At 62.9% G+C, this 16,945-nt stretch carries 14 protein-coding genes; 8 read left to right on the top strand and 6 right to left on the bottom strand.

The window, feature by feature from the left end; genetic code table 11:
• Positions 1-2 precede the first annotated feature (2 nt).
• Positions 3-482, bottom strand: a complete 480-nt coding sequence (locus NET03_RS06880; RefSeq protein WP_252128172.1) for a (2Fe-2S)-binding protein — start codon at positions 480-482, stop codon at positions 3-5.
• A gap of 19 nt (positions 483-501) precedes the next feature.
• Positions 502-1,377 carry an FAD binding domain-containing protein gene (locus NET03_RS06885; protein ID WP_252128173.1) on the bottom strand — a complete coding sequence of 292 codons (876 nt, stop codon included), beginning with the start codon at positions 1,375-1,377 and terminating at the stop codon, positions 502-504.
• Between the two features lie 220 nt (positions 1,378-1,597).
• Here NET03_RS06885 and accC point away from each other — a divergent pair, with 220 nt between their 5' ends.
• Positions 1,598-2,944, top strand: a complete 1,347-nt coding sequence (accC, locus tag NET03_RS06890; RefSeq protein ID WP_252128174.1) for an acetyl-CoA carboxylase biotin carboxylase subunit — start codon at positions 1,598-1,600, stop codon at positions 2,942-2,944.
• Between the two features lie 202 nt (positions 2,945-3,146).
• Here accC and NET03_RS06895 read toward each other — a convergent pair whose 3' ends face one another.
• From NET03_RS06895 to NET03_RS06905, 3 genes are all read right to left on the bottom strand, one after another.
• Positions 3,147-4,217 carry a PEP/pyruvate-binding domain-containing protein gene (locus NET03_RS06895; RefSeq protein ID WP_252128175.1) on the bottom strand — a complete coding sequence of 357 codons (1,071 nt, stop codon included), beginning with the start codon at positions 4,215-4,217 and terminating at the stop codon, positions 3,147-3,149.
• Positions 4,218-4,251: 34 nt separating this feature from the next.
• Positions 4,252-6,066, bottom strand: a complete 1,815-nt coding sequence (locus tag NET03_RS06900; protein WP_252128176.1) for a PEP-utilizing enzyme — start codon at positions 6,064-6,066, stop codon at positions 4,252-4,254.
• A gap of 141 nt (positions 6,067-6,207) precedes the next feature.
• Complete coding sequence (locus NET03_RS06905) at positions 6,208-6,441, bottom strand: Lrp/AsnC family transcriptional regulator (RefSeq protein WP_252128177.1); 234 nt, start codon at positions 6,439-6,441, stop codon at positions 6,208-6,210.
• Positions 6,442-6,734: 293 nt separating this feature from the next.
• Here NET03_RS06905 and NET03_RS13570 point away from each other — a divergent pair, with 293 nt between their 5' ends.
• From NET03_RS13570 to lgt, 6 genes are all read left to right on the top strand, one after another.
• On the top strand, positions 6,735-7,607 hold the full coding sequence (locus NET03_RS13570; RefSeq protein ID WP_286207270.1) for a sortase: 873 nt from the start codon (positions 6,735-6,737) through the stop codon (positions 7,605-7,607).
• Entirely contained in the window at positions 7,567-8,499 is a 933-nt protein-coding gene (locus tag NET03_RS06920; protein ID WP_252128178.1) for a Rossmann-like and DUF2520 domain-containing protein, read from the top strand. Before NET03_RS13570 ends, NET03_RS06920 begins: the two co-directional genes overlap by 41 nt.
• The gene (gene panB, locus NET03_RS06925; protein ID WP_252128179.1) at positions 8,496-9,398 is read left to right on the top strand and encodes a 3-methyl-2-oxobutanoate hydroxymethyltransferase; all 903 of its coding nucleotides are present in this window, start codon (positions 8,496-8,498) and stop codon (positions 9,396-9,398) included. Before NET03_RS06920 ends, panB begins: the two co-directional genes overlap by 4 nt.
• A complete protein-coding gene (gene panC, locus NET03_RS06930; protein WP_252128180.1) occupies positions 9,373-10,221 on the top strand; it encodes a pantoate--beta-alanine ligase in 849 nt (282 codons plus the stop codon). Before panB ends, panC begins: the two co-directional genes overlap by 26 nt.
• A 56-nt stretch (positions 10,222-10,277) precedes the next feature.
• Positions 10,278-11,915 (top strand): serine/threonine-protein kinase, encoded by a 1,638-nt coding sequence (locus NET03_RS06935; protein WP_252128181.1) that lies wholly within the window; start codon positions 10,278-10,280, stop codon positions 11,913-11,915.
• 64 nt (positions 11,916-11,979) lie between these two features.
• Entirely contained in the window at positions 11,980-12,840 is an 861-nt protein-coding gene (lgt, locus tag NET03_RS06940) for a prolipoprotein diacylglyceryl transferase (protein WP_252128182.1), read from the top strand.
• A gap of 5 nt (positions 12,841-12,845) precedes the next feature.
• Here the strand turns inward: lgt and NET03_RS06945 are convergent, their stop codons facing one another.
• On the bottom strand, positions 12,846-14,597 hold the full coding sequence (locus NET03_RS06945) for a long-chain-fatty-acid--CoA ligase (RefSeq protein WP_252128183.1): 1,752 nt from the start codon (positions 14,595-14,597) through the stop codon (positions 12,846-12,848).
• A 558-nt stretch (positions 14,598-15,155) separates the two neighbouring features.
• On the opposite strand from NET03_RS06945, the gene NET03_RS06950 reads away from it, so the two are divergent.
• Positions 15,156-16,793 (top strand): thiamine pyrophosphate-requiring protein, encoded by a 1,638-nt coding sequence (locus tag NET03_RS06950; RefSeq protein WP_252128184.1) that lies wholly within the window; start codon positions 15,156-15,158, stop codon positions 16,791-16,793.
• Positions 16,794-16,945: the final 152 nt, after the last annotated feature.

A 16,945-nucleotide genomic window follows, 5' to 3' on the forward strand; every position in this document is an offset into this window, starting at 1 on the left:
CGTCAGGTATCGGCTCGCTCGTGCCGTGCCGCGAGCTGGACTGCCCGCACGATGTTCTGGTATCCCGTGCAGCGGCAAAGGTTCCCGCTCAACGCCTCACGAATCTCCTCCTCACTTGGGTTAGGGTTCTCGGCGAGGAGCGCGACAGCAGTGAGCACCATCCCAGGAGTGCAAAAGCCGCACTGCAAGGCGTGTGCTTCCCAGAACGCCTCTTGCACCGGATGGAGCGTTCCGTCCGTTGCCAGCCCTTCGATCGTCGTGATGGTAGCTCCGTCAGCCTGGGCGGCCAGCACCAGGCAGGAGCGGACAGCGGCGCCGTCCCAGAGCACCGTGCAGCTACCGCAAACACCGTGCTCGCAACCCAACTTCGTCCCCGTCAACCCCAGTTCCTCGCGTAGGAAGTCCGCCAGCGTCATTCGCGGTTCGACCACGGCCGAGATGCGCCGGCCGTTGACGGTCACCGTGATCGGTACGCGCTCCATCGTCCACCCCTCTTCCTGGTCATGTCGCCTGCACGCGTTGTGCCGCTGCCTCAAGCGCCCGGCGTACCACAACCGGGACGATTTGCTTGCGGTAGACTGCCGATCCGTGGACGTCGGAGAGTGGTTCGTCAATCGCTTCCGTCGCTCGCACCGCTGCCTCGTGGAACGTTTCAGCAGTCAAGGGCTGCCCCACCAGCGCCTGCTCTGCCGCTGTTGCGCGCACCGGGCGTGTTGCAACGCCAAAGAGAGCGATCGCAGCTCGCGCGCAGGTGCCGTCAGCAGCGCGCTCCACCAGTGTCACCGCCCCGGCCAAGGCGAAGTCTCCGTGTCGGCGCGCAACCTCAGCGATACCCCATCCAGTGGCCGCTGATGGGAGAGGGAAACGCACGGCCGTCAGCAGTTCACCGTCAGCGAGGGCAGTCGTGAATGGCCCAAGGAAAAACTCGCGCGCCGGGACGGAGCGTTCTCCACCTGGGCCCCGTATGACGAGCTCTGCCTCCAGGGCTAGTGCGACCGCCGGGTACTCCGCCGATGGATCGGCATGTGCCAGGGAGCCGCCGAGTGTCCCACGGTTGCGGATCGCAGGGTGACCGACGAGCCGCGTGGCAGCAGCCAGGAGCGGGAGATGGTGAGCGACAAGGGGGTCACGTTCCAGACGTCGTTGCCGTACCATCGCCCCAGCGACGAGTGTTCCATCGTCCAGTGACAACTCGTCCAACCCGGCGATCTCTCCAAGGTCGACGAGTAGGGTCGGTCGGGCGAGACGCAGTGCGAGCATCGGAATAAGGCTCTGCCCACCAGCCAGCGGGCGAGCCTCTGCTCCCTCCCGCGCGAGGATCTCGAGCGCTTCGTGAAGACTCTGCGGCCGCTCGTAGGCGAAGGCCGGCGGTTTCATCGTCGCACCCTCCCCTTGCATGCCGGACCGAAAAATGTCACTTTCGTGAGCATCCGTTCACAGATTGCTGCTCGCTCCGGCGTTGTCACTTTCGGCACGATGACAGTAACGCTCGCTAAGGGTATGCTAGAACTCCGAAGGGTTGGCTGTCAAGACGTGAAACTTTGTAAGCTCGTACAAAGCCGTTTGTCATGTAGCCCAAAGTGAGGGAGGAATAAGGGTGTTTCGCAAGGTCCTGATTGCCAACCGCGGTGAGATCGCTCTGCGCGTCATGCGCGCGTGCCGGGAACTCGGGATCCGCACGGTGGCGGTCTACTCGGAGGCTGACGCACAAGCTCGGCACGTCCGGTATGCTGACGAGGCCCGTTGCATCGGCCCGGCAGCGGCGTCACGGAGTTACCTGAATATCGAGGCGATCATCGCAGCGGCTCGCGAAACGGGTGCCGAGGCGATCCATCCCGGTTATGGATTCCTCGCAGAGAACGCGGAGTTCGCTCGCGCCTGCCGGGAGGCAGGGATCGTCTTCATTGGGCCAAGCCCTGAGGCGATCACGCTCATGGGCGACAAGGCCGAGGCTCGAAAGCTTGCCGATTCGGTCGGTGTCCCAGTTGTTCCGGGAACGCCAGACAAGGTCACGCCAGACGAAGCTCTCACTTTCGCCGACCGGATCGGTTTTCCGCTCATGGTGAAAGCAGCGGCTGGTGGTGGGGGGCGTGGAATTCGCGTCGTGCGCAACCGCGCAGAACTCGAGCAGGCCTTGGAAGTTGCGGCCCAAGAAGCCCACGCCGCTTTTGGTGACGGTGCGCTCTATCTCGAAAAGTTCCTGGAGCGACCGCGTCATATCGAGGTGCAAGTGCTCGTCGACCATCATGGTACCGCTCTGCACCTCTTTGAGCGGGAGTGCTCGATTCAACGTCGCCGCCAAAAGCTCTGGGAAGAGGCTCCTTCCCCGGCGCTCACCCCTGGTCTGCGTGCTCAGATCTGCGAGGCTGCGGTGCGGCTGGCCCGTGCGGCCGGCTACACCAATGCTGGGACACTGGAGTTCCTCGTTGATGCTGGCGGCTCCTTCTATTTCTTGGAAATGAACACACGCGTCCAGGTGGAGCACCCTGTCACCGAACTCGTCACGGGCATCGACATTGTCAAGGAGCAGATCCGGATTGCGGCCGGCGAGCGGTTGCTTTGGCGTCAAGAGGACATCACTGTGCACGGCCATGCGATCGAGTTCCGGGTGAACGCCGAAGATCCGGCGCTCGGCTTCTTCCCCTCGCCAGGTGTGATCGAACGGATGGAGCTCCCGTCCGGCCCAGGCGTGCGCTGCGACTTCGGCTTCGGGCCCGGTGATGAGGTACCACCCTATTACGACTCGCTCATCGGGAAGATCATCGTCTGGGGGCGTGATCGGACCGAGGCGTTGGCTCGTGGGCGACGAGCCCTCGATGAGTTTGTGGTCGAAGGGATCGCGACAACCGCGCCGTTCCACCGCGCACTGGCCGATGATCCTGCAGTTCTTGCAGCCGCATACCATGTCCAGTTCTTGGATGAGCGGCTCGCTCACCCGCAGTGATCAGCTCTTCGGCGAGGGGTGAGAGCGCATCGGTTACCATGCCATATCGTGCCGATGCCGGGATTGGTGATGTCCACGGTGCTGTGGTGGGCGAGCAGTTCTGGCATGTCCTGGCGATTCCACATGCACAGTAGGTGCGAGAGTTGCTCCTCTTGCGCCCACTGTCTCTTGTGCTCTCTTGGTCGTGGTACCTCGCACCTCCTCAGCGGTTTGGCGGGCGAACGAGCGTTTGGGCAATCGCCATGATCGGGTTGGTCGCCGCTATGGTGACTGCAGGACGCTCCTTCTGGCTCCACACCGTCTCGGGGCGACACTGGAGAAAGTAGATCGTTCCACGGTTGGGAATATCCGTGATCGCCCATTCCACGTCTAAGGGGAAGCCGAACTGCTTTTCAAGCTCACGGGCGCGCCGGGCGAGCTCGACGACCTCGGCATCGTCGAGGCACGGGGCAGCCGCGCGCTCCAGCGGAAGTTCCTCGCGCTGGAGTGTGCCATCGGATCCGCCGCGCCGGTACTGGAACGGCTTGGGATTGATCTGCTTGCGGACGATCTCCAACGTCACCTTGCTGACCACGTACTCGTCCGGTGTGACTTCGCCGGCCACCACTGCCTGGCCGAGTCCCCAGCTGCCCTCGATGACCACCAGCGAGCGGTCGCCGGTCCGTGGGCTAAGGGTGAAGAGCACTCCCGCTGCCCGTGGCTCCACCAGGAGCTGGATAGCGACTCCCACCGCGGCGTCCTCGAGCTGAAGCCCCCGATGGACGCGATAGGCGATAGCCCGTGGTGTGTAGGCACTGGCCCAACAACGCCGGACTGCGCGCGCAAGTTCGTCGAACCCCTGGATGCCGAGGTACGTCTCATGCTGGCCAGCGAAACTCGCTGTCTGACTGTCTTCGTCAACTGCACTCGAGCGTACGGCAACAATCGGCTGCGCGCTACCCACCGTGCGGCCGAGCTGGGCGTATGCGTCGGAGAGATGCCGTGCAAGTGTGTCGGGGAGTGCTGCTGTGGTGAAGGCCTCCTCCACGCGCGCGGCCAACGCCGCTGCCGCATCGTCAAGACTGGGGTAACGGTCGAGGTCGAGGCGGAAGAGCCCGGTCAGTCCATTATCCTCGAGGAAGGTGTGATATGCCGCGGTCGTCAGTGCGAAGCCGGGCGGTACGGGGCATCCCGCAGCAAGCAGCAGACCGAGGCTCGCTGCTTTCCCCCCAACGAGAGGACGATCCGCTTCCCGCAGTGTCGCGAAGTTGAGGATGAAGGGTGCGTCATGCATGCGAACCATAACTCCTCTCCGGGCCTTGCGACGCTTAGTCCAGGATCGTTACCACACCGTTGTCACCGTCGACGCGGAGCATCTGCCCGGTGCGAAGACGCTTGGTCGCAACACCAGTTCCGAGAACGGCTGGAATCCGGTACTCGCGAGCGACGATCGCGGCGTGTGACATCACACCTCCAATATCGGAGACCATCCCGCGGACGCGCGCGAGCACGGGGGCCCAGCTGGGCTCGGTGACCGAGCAGACAAGGATCTCGCCGTCGCGGACGTCCTGGAGCTCCTCCACACTCAACACAACACGAGCGGGTCCTTCGGCGACACCAGGTGCGGCAGCGAAGCCACGCAACAGGTTCCCCTCATCCGGACTCAGCCAGGCCCGCAGCCGTTCCGGCGTAATGCCCCAGAGCATGATGATCGCCGGATCGCCGATCACCTCTGGAACGACACCGAGGGCCGGCGGTGGTGCCCAGGCGCGCAGCCGCTCCATGATCTGCCGTCTCCGGGCGATCTCGGACGGCCAGTAGGCTGGACCACGCGATGCCGAACCAATGCTCCAGCCGAGCAGGAGATCCATGAACGCACGCTCGACGTCCGTGTAGTGCAAGAGGAAGATATCATCGACATTCTGGAAGAAGCCCCTGGCGACAAACAACTTGCCGAGTTCTCGCACTTTGTTCCAGAAACGGCTCTGATACCAGTGCTCCACATAGAACTTGTGATCCTCGATCGAGTAGTAGACCTCGCGGGTCAGTGCGAGGATCTGATCAAAGGCTTGCTTTTCCTCCTCGGTGGCGAGGAGTTCTCGGTAACCCTGCGTGATTCGGTCGCGCTCTTGCCGCAGGGCCTCGGTATCACGCTCCAGGTTCTCGCCGCGCTGCAGACGCTGAATGTAGTCAGCCAAAACGCTTACGACCGGGGTTGGGTCATCGATCCAGGCACGGTGGTGGTGCTGGAAACCGTCACCGGTGTTCATGTAGAACCAGGGATCAGCGCTCTGCTCCCACTCAGCCAACCAACGCTGGCCTGCTTCGCTGTTCCGGAGCGCAGCAAAGACGCGCTCACCTGTGCCGTCAGTAAGGAAAATGTCCGCAACGCCGAGTTCGAGGGCTTTCCGGGCCAGGCGCTTCAGTTCGTCGTTCGGACGGAACATGCTCACGTCGATCGCGCCGACCATCCGAGTTACTTGCTGGTCAGAGATTTCTGGGAAAGCCTTTTTGCAGAAATCGTAGAAAGTGAAGTAGGCGGCAAACCCGATCATGACAATTTCCATATGGATTTGCCACACTCGGAAGATGCTATCGATCAGATCGTGGTACGCCGTCAAGTTGTCCATTGAGGCGCCGTAGCCACGACGGCTGAAGACATACTCGGCTGGTTCAACGTCGGGGAGCTCCGGAAACTGGATTGCGACCAGCCGATCGATCTCGCCGATTAACTTCTGCTTCCACTCGTCATAGAGCGTCCGCCAGTTCGCGTAATAGTAGCCGGCCCGTTCCTGGAACCAGGAGGCACGGCGCTCGATGAGTGCGGGGTCAGTGACCGGAGTCGGGCTGATATAGACATACCCGTTAAGCACGCGGAAGTCGATGCCCATTGCCGGCGGGATACAGAACATGCGACTGCTCATCTCACCAATCGCCAAGTATCCCGCCTCGGCGGTGATAATGTCGAAGGGGGTCATCGCCTCCGGGAAGTGCATACCGTTAAAGAACCAGAGGCGCTGCTCTTCTTCCGCTCGCCGGTCTTCACTGAAGAGGAGATAGTACGGATAGAGCTGCTCCCACCCTTCTGCCCCAGGTGGTGTGCCGACGTCGAATGGGCTCGGGAACCGCAAGGCGCCGCTCATCCGCTCCTCCGATCTCTAGTCGACTGCACTGACTTCATTCCTAATCATGACCAGAATGTTGCCGTATGCAAGCCGTGCGTTCGGGAATGCAGAACAAGCGTCGCCATGCCAGGTCGGCTCTCTGCTGAGCTGACCGAAGGATCAGCCAACAACGACGTGCGTGCTGGTTGCCGTCACGCCTGGTGTACCGTGGATACGCTCCAGGACAAGTCGTCCAAGTTCTTCCACGGTTGGCTGTTCAACGACGACGATCAGGTCGTAGTCTCCGGTCACAATATCGGCATGCTGGACACCAGGCACGCTGGCCAAGGCCTCCTTGACTGCGCGCGCTTTCCCGACGTCACAATGCACCAGGACATATGCTCGGGCCGCCATCGCATACCTCCTCTTCCTCTGGTGTTGCGTCGGCTCCTGTCTCGAGTGTGCCTGCCGTTCGGGGCTTGCGCAAGCGGCAGGATGATCCGAAGAACAGTAGTCCTGGTGTTCGAGTATGTGCCAGGCAGCTGCCTCTTCGACCTTCGGAGCAGGAGAGCGTCACGCGCCAGGCTAAGAGGTACATCTGGCGGAAAGCGGTTCGTCCTGCTAGCGCGCTGCGACATGACCCGATCTCAAGGCGGCTGCGGCTATACTTAGCGCGCGTGCGGTGGAGAGGGGTTCCCCGGGGGGTTATGAGGCGACGCGCATCAGACAATGGACCACCGCTGCGGGTGCTGACCGTGCCTGGCCAACGCCGAAGATGGCGTTCGCCCATCCCAGCCCTCAGCTTTGGCCGGGCCGCGCGTACACCTATTGCACGCGGTGAAGGGCGTCCTACCAGTGGACGGCTCTCTCCTTTTAGTGCCGTCCTTATCCTGGCAGGTCTATTTCTCCTGGCAGTCGCCGCGATGGGGACAGCTGCGCTTCGCCCTTCCCCCGAGCCTCCACCAAGCCAGGAAGCAAGTATCGTCACTCCGCCCCCACCGATGCAGGCAGTGGCAACGCCGACACCAGTGTCTTTTCCCTCGCCGACGCCACTTGCGGAACAGCTCGGGGCTTTACCAGTTGTCCCAACTCCTTCCCCTGAGCCGACCCCGACACCCAAGCCGAAGATGCCGCCACCGACGCGGATCCAGATCCCCTCTGTCGGGATCGACACCACGGTCGTCGAGGTCGGCTATCGCATTGTTGAGATCCAAGGGATGCAAGTCATCGAATGGGAAGTCGCTGACTATGCCGCTGGCCATCACAGCACGTCGGCGAATCCCGGTGAGGGTGGGAACATCGTCATCACCGGCCATAATGATTGGAAAGGTGAGGTGTTCCGCACGCTTGAGCATGTGAAGCTCGGCGATGAGGTGATCCTCACCAGCGATGCTGGGGTCTTTCGGTACCGCGTCACTGAAATCCACTATCGAAAGGAAGTCGGTGTGCCGCTCGAGGAACGGATTGCGACTGGCCGCTTCCTCGATCCGATGCCCGAAGAACGCGTGACGCTGGTCACCTGCTGGCCGTACGGGATCGATGATCACCGCATCATCGTCGTCGCCAAGCCCATCGATTAGGCAACCGGTCTCGCTCCTCGGTGCCGGCGGAGCGGCAACGGCGCTCGGCGTTGCTCTCGCGGCCGCTGGCATCGAGGTGAGTGCGGTCTGGAGTCGTCGACTCGAGCATGCGCAGGCGCTCGCGACTCGCCTGCCTGGGGCGCTCGCCTGTGCAGATCCGCAGAGTGCAGCTGACCGCGGGGCGCTGGTCGTGCTGGCAGTACCGGACGGCGCGATCGTTCCACTGTGCGCGCAGCTGCGCTGGCGCTCTGGACAGGCAGTCATTCACTTGGCCGGTGCGTATGGACGCGAGTTGCTCGCACCTGCTGCGCAGGCGGGTGCGGAGACGGGTGCGTTTCACCCACTCCAGGCCTTCGCTGGCCGGGTTGATCCAACAGCTTGGCTCGGTGTGGCGGTGGCGATCGAAGCGGATCCACCGCTGGCGACCGAGCTTGCGTCCTTGGCCCGACGGCTCGGGGCCGAGCCGTTCCGCCTCGACCCGGATCAACGCCCGCTGTATCACGCTGCCGCAGCGCTCGCAGCCAACGGCCTGGTCGCACTCGTTGGTGGAGCGGCCGAGCTCCTCGGCCGGGCAACCGGGCTGGAACGCGAAGCGGCGGTACGCCACCTCATGCCATTGCTGCGGGGTGCCCTGACCAACCTGGAACACCTCGGCTTATCCCAAGCGCTGACGGGGCCCGTTGCCCGAGGGGACCGCCAAACGCTCGAGCGGCACATTGCGGCGCTTGCCCACGAGGCACCGCACTGGCTCAGCCTCTACTGCGCGCTTGCAGGAGCCATGCTTCCATTGGCCCGCGAACGCGCAGCCGGTGATCCTGAACGACAAGCGGCGCTGGATGCCTTGGCTGACTGGCTCACGAGCGCCGAGAGCGGCGAGGGGGTGTCTGGATGACACAGCGTGTGACGGTCGCCGACATTGTCGCCATGAAGCGGCGTGGTGAGCGGATTGTCATGCTCACCGCCTACGATTATCCGACCGCACGCCTCCTCGATGAGGCAGGGATCCCGGTCATTCTGGTGGGTGATTCGCTCGGCAACACCGTCCTCGGGTACGAGACGACGATCCCCGTAACGCTCGCCGAGATGCTCCATCACACCAAGGCTGTCACGCGGGCAGTGCGCCGGGCGCTGGTCGTTGCGGACATGCCGTTCCTCACCTTTCAGGTCTCCCCGGAGGAAGCCCTTCGGAATGCGGGACGGCTGGTGCAGGAGGGGGGCGCCCAGGCGGTCAAGCTCGAGGGCGGCGGTCCGGTTGTGGAGACAGTCGCGCGGCTTGTCCAGGCCGGTATCCCGGTGATGGGCCACCTCGGTCTCACGCCGCAATCGGTGCATGCACTGGGTGGCTTTCGCCTACAGGCACGCACGGCGCCAGCTGTGCGACAGCTCTTCGCCGATGCACTCGCGCTCGAGCAGGCCGGTGCGTTTGCGATTGTCTTGGAGCTCGTTCCCACTCCGGTCGCTCGGGCCGTCAGCCAACTTCTCCACATCCCGACGATCGGGATCGGCGCGGGCGCTGGCTGCGATGGACAGGTGCAGGTGCTGACGGATCTCTTGCATCTCCTTCCCGGCCCGCTCCCCCGCCACGCCCGGGCCTACGCCGATCTGGCGACCGTCGTCAGCGAGGCGGTGCGCCGCTACGCGGACGACGTCCGGAGCGGGGCCTTCCCAGGTGAGGCAGAGAGCTTCGGCCTCCCGCGCGATCTCGATCCAGAGATACTCGCTGCGATTGCCGAAGAGTTCGGCAGCCGGCGTGAGGGCGGAGACAATGAAACTCGTGCGGACAGTCCATGAACTCCGCGCGTGGCGTACCGCGCGCACGGGCAGCACAATCGGTTTTGTCCCCACCATGGGCTATCTCCACGCGGGGCACCTCGCGCTTGTCCGGCGTGCTCGTGCTGAGAACGATGAGGTGGTGGTGAGTATCTTCGTTAACCCTCTCCAGTTCGGGCCACACGAAGATTACGAGCGTTATCCGCGTGATCTTGCGCGCGATCTCCGCCTGCTGGAGCCAGAGGGTGTTGAACTGGTCTTTGCGCCGCCGGTCGAGGAGATGTATCCACCTGGCTTCGCCACGGCGGTGGAGGTGCGTGGACCGCTCGCTGAGCGGTTAGAAGGTGCGGCGCGACCAGGACACTTTCGTGGCGTGGCAACGGTGGTGACGCGCCTCTTGAACCTGGTGCAGCCGCACCGTGCCTACTTCGGCTGGAAGGATGCCCAGCAGGTTCTGGTCGTCCGTCGGGTTGTTCAGGATCTCGCGCTTCCGGTCGAAATCGTGGCGGTGCCGACCGTTCGGGAGGCGGATGGATTGGCGATGAGTAGCCGGAATGTCTACCTCTCAGCAGATGAGCGCGCCGCCGCGGCTGCCTTGCCGCGTGCGCTCTTCGCGGCGCTCGCCCGTTTCCAGGAGGGGGAGCGTGATGCCGAAGTACTTCGGCAGTTGGTGCATGCTGCGCTCGCTCAGACGCCGGTCCGTCTCGACTATGTCAGTGTGAGCGATCGTGAGACCTTCCAGGAACTTGCCCAGGTCGATCGCCCGGCGCTCCTGCTCGTTGCTGCCTGGGTTGGCACGACGCGGCTCATCGACAATGTCCCGCTCGATCCCGTGCCCGCGTGAGGTCGCGCCGCTCTGTCCCGTCGGCGTACAATCGCCCACGGCGAAGGAGTTCTGTCGTGTTTCTATCGCCTCCACGCGTGATTGGTGGTCGCTATCGCCTCGAACAGCCTCTTGGCACCGGCGGGATGGCAACAACCTACCTTGCGCGCGACCTTGTGCTCGAGCGACCGGTAGCGGTGAAGATCCTCCGCGCCGACTCCAGCGATGCGCGCGAGGAAGCTCGATTTGCGCGTGAAGCGCGTGCAGCTGCAGCCGTCTCGCATCCCAACGTTGTGCAGCTCTACGATGCCGGACGCGATGGCGAGCTTCGCTATCTCGTTCTGGAATGGGTTGATGGTGGCGATTTGGCGCATTTGATCCGGGAGCGTGCCCCGCTTCCAGTTGACGAGGCTGTGCGCCTGGCACTTGATGTCCTGAACGGTTTGGCTGCGATCCACCGGGCGGGGATCGTTCATCGCGACGTCAAACCCGCCAATGTGCTGCTCGACCGGCACGGACGTGCGAAGTTGACTGACTTCGGCATCGCCCGGCGGGCCGACGAGCCGACCCTCACCGGCCCAGTGGACCTTCTTGGAACGGCTGCCTACGTGGCTCCGGAACGGATACGGGGGCAGCCGGCGACTGCCGCCAGTGATCTGTACGCGGTCGGTGTACTCCTCTACGAGCTTCTCACTGGTCGATTGCCCTTCCCAGGTCAGACACCTGATGAGCTCCTGGCACAGCACCTCCACACGACGCCCGTCCCGTTGCGCCGTTGGCGACGTGACATCCCGCCGGCACTGGAGCAAGTAGTCCGACGTGCACTGGTTAAGGAGCCGGAGCTCCGGTACCGTTCGGCTGAAGCGATGGCCGCTGCGCTCCAGGCAGCAAGTCTCGTTGGGAAAACGAGCGCGCAGACTGATGCTCCTGCGCTGACCACTGCACGTCCGGGACGGGCCCGTTCGGGGACGCTCAGGTTGGCGGGCGGAGTGACAGTCCTTTCGCTCGCCGTGATCGTGTTGCTTGCGCTTTTCGCACGAGCACAGGTGCCGGGAGAGCAGTCGGCACCGACGCCGACAGTCACTGCAGTCGTTCTCGCTCCGGCCGATCCGACTGCGACGCCCACCGTGCTACCCACGCCGACGCAACAACCGACGCCGACTCCTCCGGCCACACCGACACCGGTGCCAACTCCGACGCCCTCGGAAGTGCAGGTGCTGCTCGGTTCGCTCAAGGTGCTCGCGCCGACACCTCCGGAACTCCGGCGGTTTACCGATGCACCCGCACTCACCTTTGCACCGGAGGAGCTTGTCGGAGCCTATCTCCCGTCACGTGATGGGGCCTTGCAAGGGTTCAGCCGTGATCTCACCAACGCCGCGTTGCTTTTCGGAAGCGGAAGCGGTACCGAGCAGGCCTCAGTTTCGTTCGTCATCCCTGCGGGAACGGAACGACTGCTGATCCAGGTCGAAGGTCGGCAGCATCGTGGTGACCCGGTGGCGGCGCTCCAGATGGAGCTGGCTGGTTGGGTCATTTGGGATGGACAGAATCCATTTGCGGGCGCAGGCTGGTCGACGATGAACGTGGTTCTGCAGTTCGACCGGCTGCAGAGCGAGGTTCCAGTCACACTGACGCTGCGCAACGTCAGTGGCCCAGGGGGGCGCGGGGCCGAGTCCTGGCTTGCGGTGCGCTTGATACGAGTGCTCAGTGCTGTTTGACAACTGAGACCCTCTGGGGTATCTGATGGGATACTCCCACTGGGTATGACAGGAGGCATCGAGTATGGTCACGTTTACCATTGGTATGGATCCGGACATCGCGCGGATCGGCCCCATCCTTTTGACCTGGCACGGCTTCTTTACGGCAGTCGCAATCTTGGCTGCAGTCTGGTTGGCTGGCCGGGAGCTGAATCGGAAACAGATCACTATCCCGAACTTCGATCTTCTCGCTGTTCTGACAATCCTTGGCGGTATCCTGGGAGCACGGCTCTTTTTCGTCTTGGATCATCTGGGTGAGTATCTGCGCCAACCGTGGCGCATCCTGGCGATCACCGAAGGGGGCCTCACTGTCTATGGAGGGATCATCGGTGGGACGGTGACTGCTGCCGTCCTGCTGTGGCGTCAGCGAGTGCCGATTGGTCCGGTTGCCGACGCGGTTGTCCCAGGTTTGCTCCTCGCGCAGGGGATCGGCCGCATTGGTTGTCTCATCAACGGTGATGCCTGGGGCGGCCCCTGCACGTGCCTTGCCTGCTCGGGAGCGGCCGCCGCAACACCGACCGAAGGGCTCGGGTACTGTCCCTTTGCCCTGCGTTACACGAATCCAAAGGCGCTGCTTCCAGCCGACCTCCTCGGTGTTCCGACCCACCCCTATCCGATCTACGACATGGTAGTGAATTTCCTTGTCCTCGCAGTGCTCTGGCGCTTGCGCCGGCGCGGCCTGCCTGACGGCAGCCTCTTCGCGCTCTATTGGTTGCTGTATGGCATCGGCCGCTTCTTCGTGAGCTTTGTCCGGCAGGAAGCCGTCTGGTTCTGGGGGCTCCAGCAGGCGCAAGTCATCGCTCTGGCCACCGCGCTTGTTGGCGCGGTCGCACTTCTCTGGCTTCTGCGGCGCAGGACGCCTGCCGCAGCAGTCGTGCGTTCCTGACGAGTTCACCCCTCAGCGGGTGCAGCCGCTTCACCCTGCCGCTTGGCGAGCTCTTCCTCGATCAGCTTGCGGCGCAAAACTTTGCCGATCAAATTCTTTGGGAGTTCTGTACGGAACTCGATCTCGCGTGGGACACGATGCGGTGCCAGCCGCTCGCGACAGAAGGCAAGGAGTTCCCGCGCGTCGATACTCATTCCCTCCTGGAGGACAACGTAGGCCTTCACCATCTCACCGCGGTAGGGATCTGGAATGCCGACGACCACTGCCTCTTTCACGGCCGGATGCTGGAGTAATACCGACTCCACCTCGCTGGGAAAGACCTTGAGTCCGCCGACGATGATCATGTCCTTGCGTCGGTCGACGATCTGGAAGTACCCGTCTTCAGTCATGCGCGCAATGTCGCCGGTCAGGAACCAGCCTCCGCGGAAGACCCGCTCCGTCTCGTCCGGACGCTTCCAATAGCCTTGCATCACTTGTGGTCCACGAACGGCGAGCTCCCCAACCTCGCCCGGTGGCAGCATCTGGGTTCCTGTCTCCAAGTCCACCACGATCGCCTCCGTGCTCGGGAGCGGAAGGCCGATGGTTCCGGCTCTTCGCTCGCCAAGGATCGGATTGCAGTGCGTTACCGGCGCTTCGGAGAGCCCGTACCCCTCGACGAGCCGAGCTCCGGTCAGGCGCTCGAACTGTTCTTGCACTGGAACCGGCAGCGGCGCAGCACCAGAGATGCAGGCCTTCAGCGACCGTAAGTTGTACTTCTCCACCTTCGGTGCGTTCGCAAGCACCGCATACATCGTCGGGACACCCGGGAAGAAGGTGGGCTTCTCACGGTCGATCGCTTCCAAGATTTCCTTCAAATTGAAGCGTGGGAGAAGGACCATGCACCCACCGGTGACAATCGGGAAGTTCATGACCACCGTCTGCCCGTAGATGTGGAAGATCGGGATGACACCGAGCACGACATCAGTGCCGTCCGGCTCTTCAATGTTGCGCGCCCAGGCGTGGGTCTGGAGCGCAACGGCAACCAAATTCCGATGAGTCAACATCGCACCCTTTGGCACACCGGTTGTCCCCGCTGTGTACTGGAGGACAGCCAGGTCGTCCGGATTCCGTGCTACGCCGGGTGGAGTTGTCGGAGCACTCTGCAGAAGTGGTTGGAGCCAGTGCGTTCGCCCATCCTCGGGGAGTATCACATCGTGTCCCTCTTGCCGCTCCCGGAACAGGGCGAATCCGACCCGAGTGAGTGGCGGCAAGTACTCTTTGATATTGGTGACGATCACATGCTCAAGCGAGGGAACCTGGTCACGCACCGCTTGCACCTTGGGGAACATCAGCGAGAGGCACAGCACAACCTTCACCTCAGCGTCAGCAAGCTGAAGAGCAAGCTCTGGCTCGGCATAGAGCGGATTGCATGGCACCACAACTGCGCCAGCACGCAAGGCCCCATAGTAGCCGACCACCATTTGCGGGCAGTTTGGCAAAACAAGCGCCACCCGATCACCTGGCTGTACACCGAACCGAAGAAGCACATGCGCAAAACGATTGACGGCCTCGTTGAGCTCGCGATAGTGGATCGACTTGCCAAAGAAGCGGATCGCCTCTCGCCGCGGATACCGTCCAGCGTTCAGCGTAAGATACTCCGGCATCGTCGTCTCAGGGATCTCAATCGCCCAAGGAACGCCAGGCTCATAGTGGCGCAGCCAGGGCCGTGCCTCGGGGGTCATCGGCAGCGATTGCGGCAACTGCCTCGTGGCACCCATCCAGGAGCTCCTTTCTGGCAACTCTGCTCAGTTCGTGACTCCTCCCACATCCCTGCTGATCAGGGATGCTCTGCTTCCGTCGTCTCTGCATCCGGCACTCAGAGCGAGGTGCTTACAGCAAGTATGACCCAAAGAGCGTCGTGCCGGAAGAGACAATATCGGGTTTTCAGGAGCTGAAGCCGATCAGCAGCACCCAGCGTCTCCCTGTGTGCACAGTGTCGTTTTCTCAAAGAGGCCCTGACGCTACTCTGCTGTCGGATCCGGCTTCAGTACAGTCCATCACAGGGAGGGGCGCCACCGAGCGCACCGTAGCTACCCACACGACGTGCACTCTGGGTTCCTTTTGGTGAGTGTTCATTTCCAAACCAGGAGCCCTGCGGTAGACTGGCGCAGGGGAATGCCCCCTGGAGTGATGGTTGCGTTGTTCGTGCCGACAAGGTATTGAGCCGGTGATCGATGTCGCGCATTGGCTGCTGACCGGTGTCGTCACGCGTCTGCCGATGGAGAAACTGATCCCGGTGCGTATGGCGAGTGGTAGAGCGGGTGAGGAGGCAAAGGGTGCGTGTCGCGGATGTCGTCGCGGAAATTCTCAAGCGCGAGGGAGTCGAGCTCATCATCGGATACCCAGTGAACGACGTGTTGGAGGCTGCCGCCCGCGCGGATATCCGAACGGTTATCGTCCGGCAGGAGCGTGTGGGCATCCACATGGCGGATGCGATGAGCCGTGTCACCTCGGGCCAACGTATTGGCGTCTTCGCCATGCAGCATGGTCCGGGAACGGAAAATGCCTTTGGCGCGGTTGCCCAGGCCTATGCCGATAGCGTTCCAGTGCTGCTCTTACCTGAGGGTTATCCGCGTCCACTCATGAACCTGCCTCCCAACTTCAGTGCACTGTTGAACTTCCGGGAGATCGCCAAGTGGGTCGAGCAGGTTGTCCTGCCCAGCGAAGTGCCGAACGCCCTCCGCCGCGCGTGGACGCAGCTCAAAAACGGTCGGCCGCGTCCCGTTGTGATCGAACTCCCGCGCGACCTCGTTCAGGAGGAGTTCACCGGCACCTTCGACTACCGCCCGGCTCCTCGTGTGCGTCTCGCCCCGGATCCGGTCGCTGTCGATGAGGTGGCGGCTGTGCTTGTTGCCGCCCGGCGCCCGGTCATCTATGCCGGGCAGGGGGTCCACTATGCCCAAGCTTGGGAGGAACTCCGAGCCCTGGCAGAACTCCTTGAGGCACCGGTCTGCACCAGTCTTCAAGGGAAGAGCGCTTTCCCGGAGGATCATCCGCTCGCGCTCGGCGCCGGTGGCCGGGCCTATCCGGCGACCGTCTCGTATTTCCTGCGTGAGGCCGACGTAATCTTCGGCATCGGCTGCAGCTTCACCAAGACGAACTACGGCGTGCGCATTCCGTACGAGGGGAAAACGATCGTCCACGCCACGCTCGATGCGGCCGACCTCAACAAGGACGTCCCGGTGAGTCATGCCATTCTGGGTGATGCCAAGCTCACCCTCGCGGCACTCTCCGAAGCGGTCAGTGAGCGGCTCGGCGGGAAGCCGCGTGGACGCTTGCCGGAGGTCGCAGCTGAGATTCAGCGTGTCCGTGAGGCCTGGCTTGCTCAGTGGATGCCCAAGCTGACGTCCGACGAAGTTCCCCTCACACCGTACCGCGTGATCTGGGAACTCATGCGAACACTTGACGTCGAACGCACGATCATCACGCACGATGCTGGCAGCCCACGCGACCAACTTTCCCCCTTCTGGATTGCCAAGCGGCCGCTCACCTACCTCGGTTGGGGCAAATCAACTCAACTTGGCTATGGGCTCGGTTTGGCCATGGGTGCCAAGCTCGCCCGACCGGACATGCTCTGCGTCAACGTCTGGGGCGATGCAGCGATCGGCATGACCGGGATGGACTTTGAAACCGCAGTACGGGAGCGAATTCCGATTCTGTCGATCCTTTTCAACAACTTTTCGATGGCCATCGAGATTCCCGTGATGCCCGTGGCGACCGAGAAGTACCGCGCCACGGATATCGGCGGCGACTATGCGGCATTTGCCCGAGCCATGGGTGGTTACGGTGAGCGGGTGACTGAGCCGGGCCAGATCGTCCCAGCTCTCCAGCGGGCACTCCGCGCGGTTGAGGATGGTACACCGGCGCTCCTCGAGTTCATCACCGGCAAGGAGCTCGCCGTCTCGACACCGTAGGAGTCTCACGCCTCTCCTCATCCAGAGGATCAGTCTTCATCCTCCATCGAGGACGGTGCCCTGGCGAAGAGCCAGGGGCCCTTTGTTCTTCAGTGCTGAACAATGGCCTTGCCTACCTCGGCTTGGACACCCAGCATGCCTTGCAAGGTGTT

The sequence above is a fragment of the Thermomicrobium sp. CFH 73360 genome (assembly GCF_023806465.1).
In the GTDB taxonomy this organism is placed as follows: Bacteria; Chloroflexota; Chloroflexia; order Thermomicrobiales; family Thermomicrobiaceae; genus Thermomicrobium.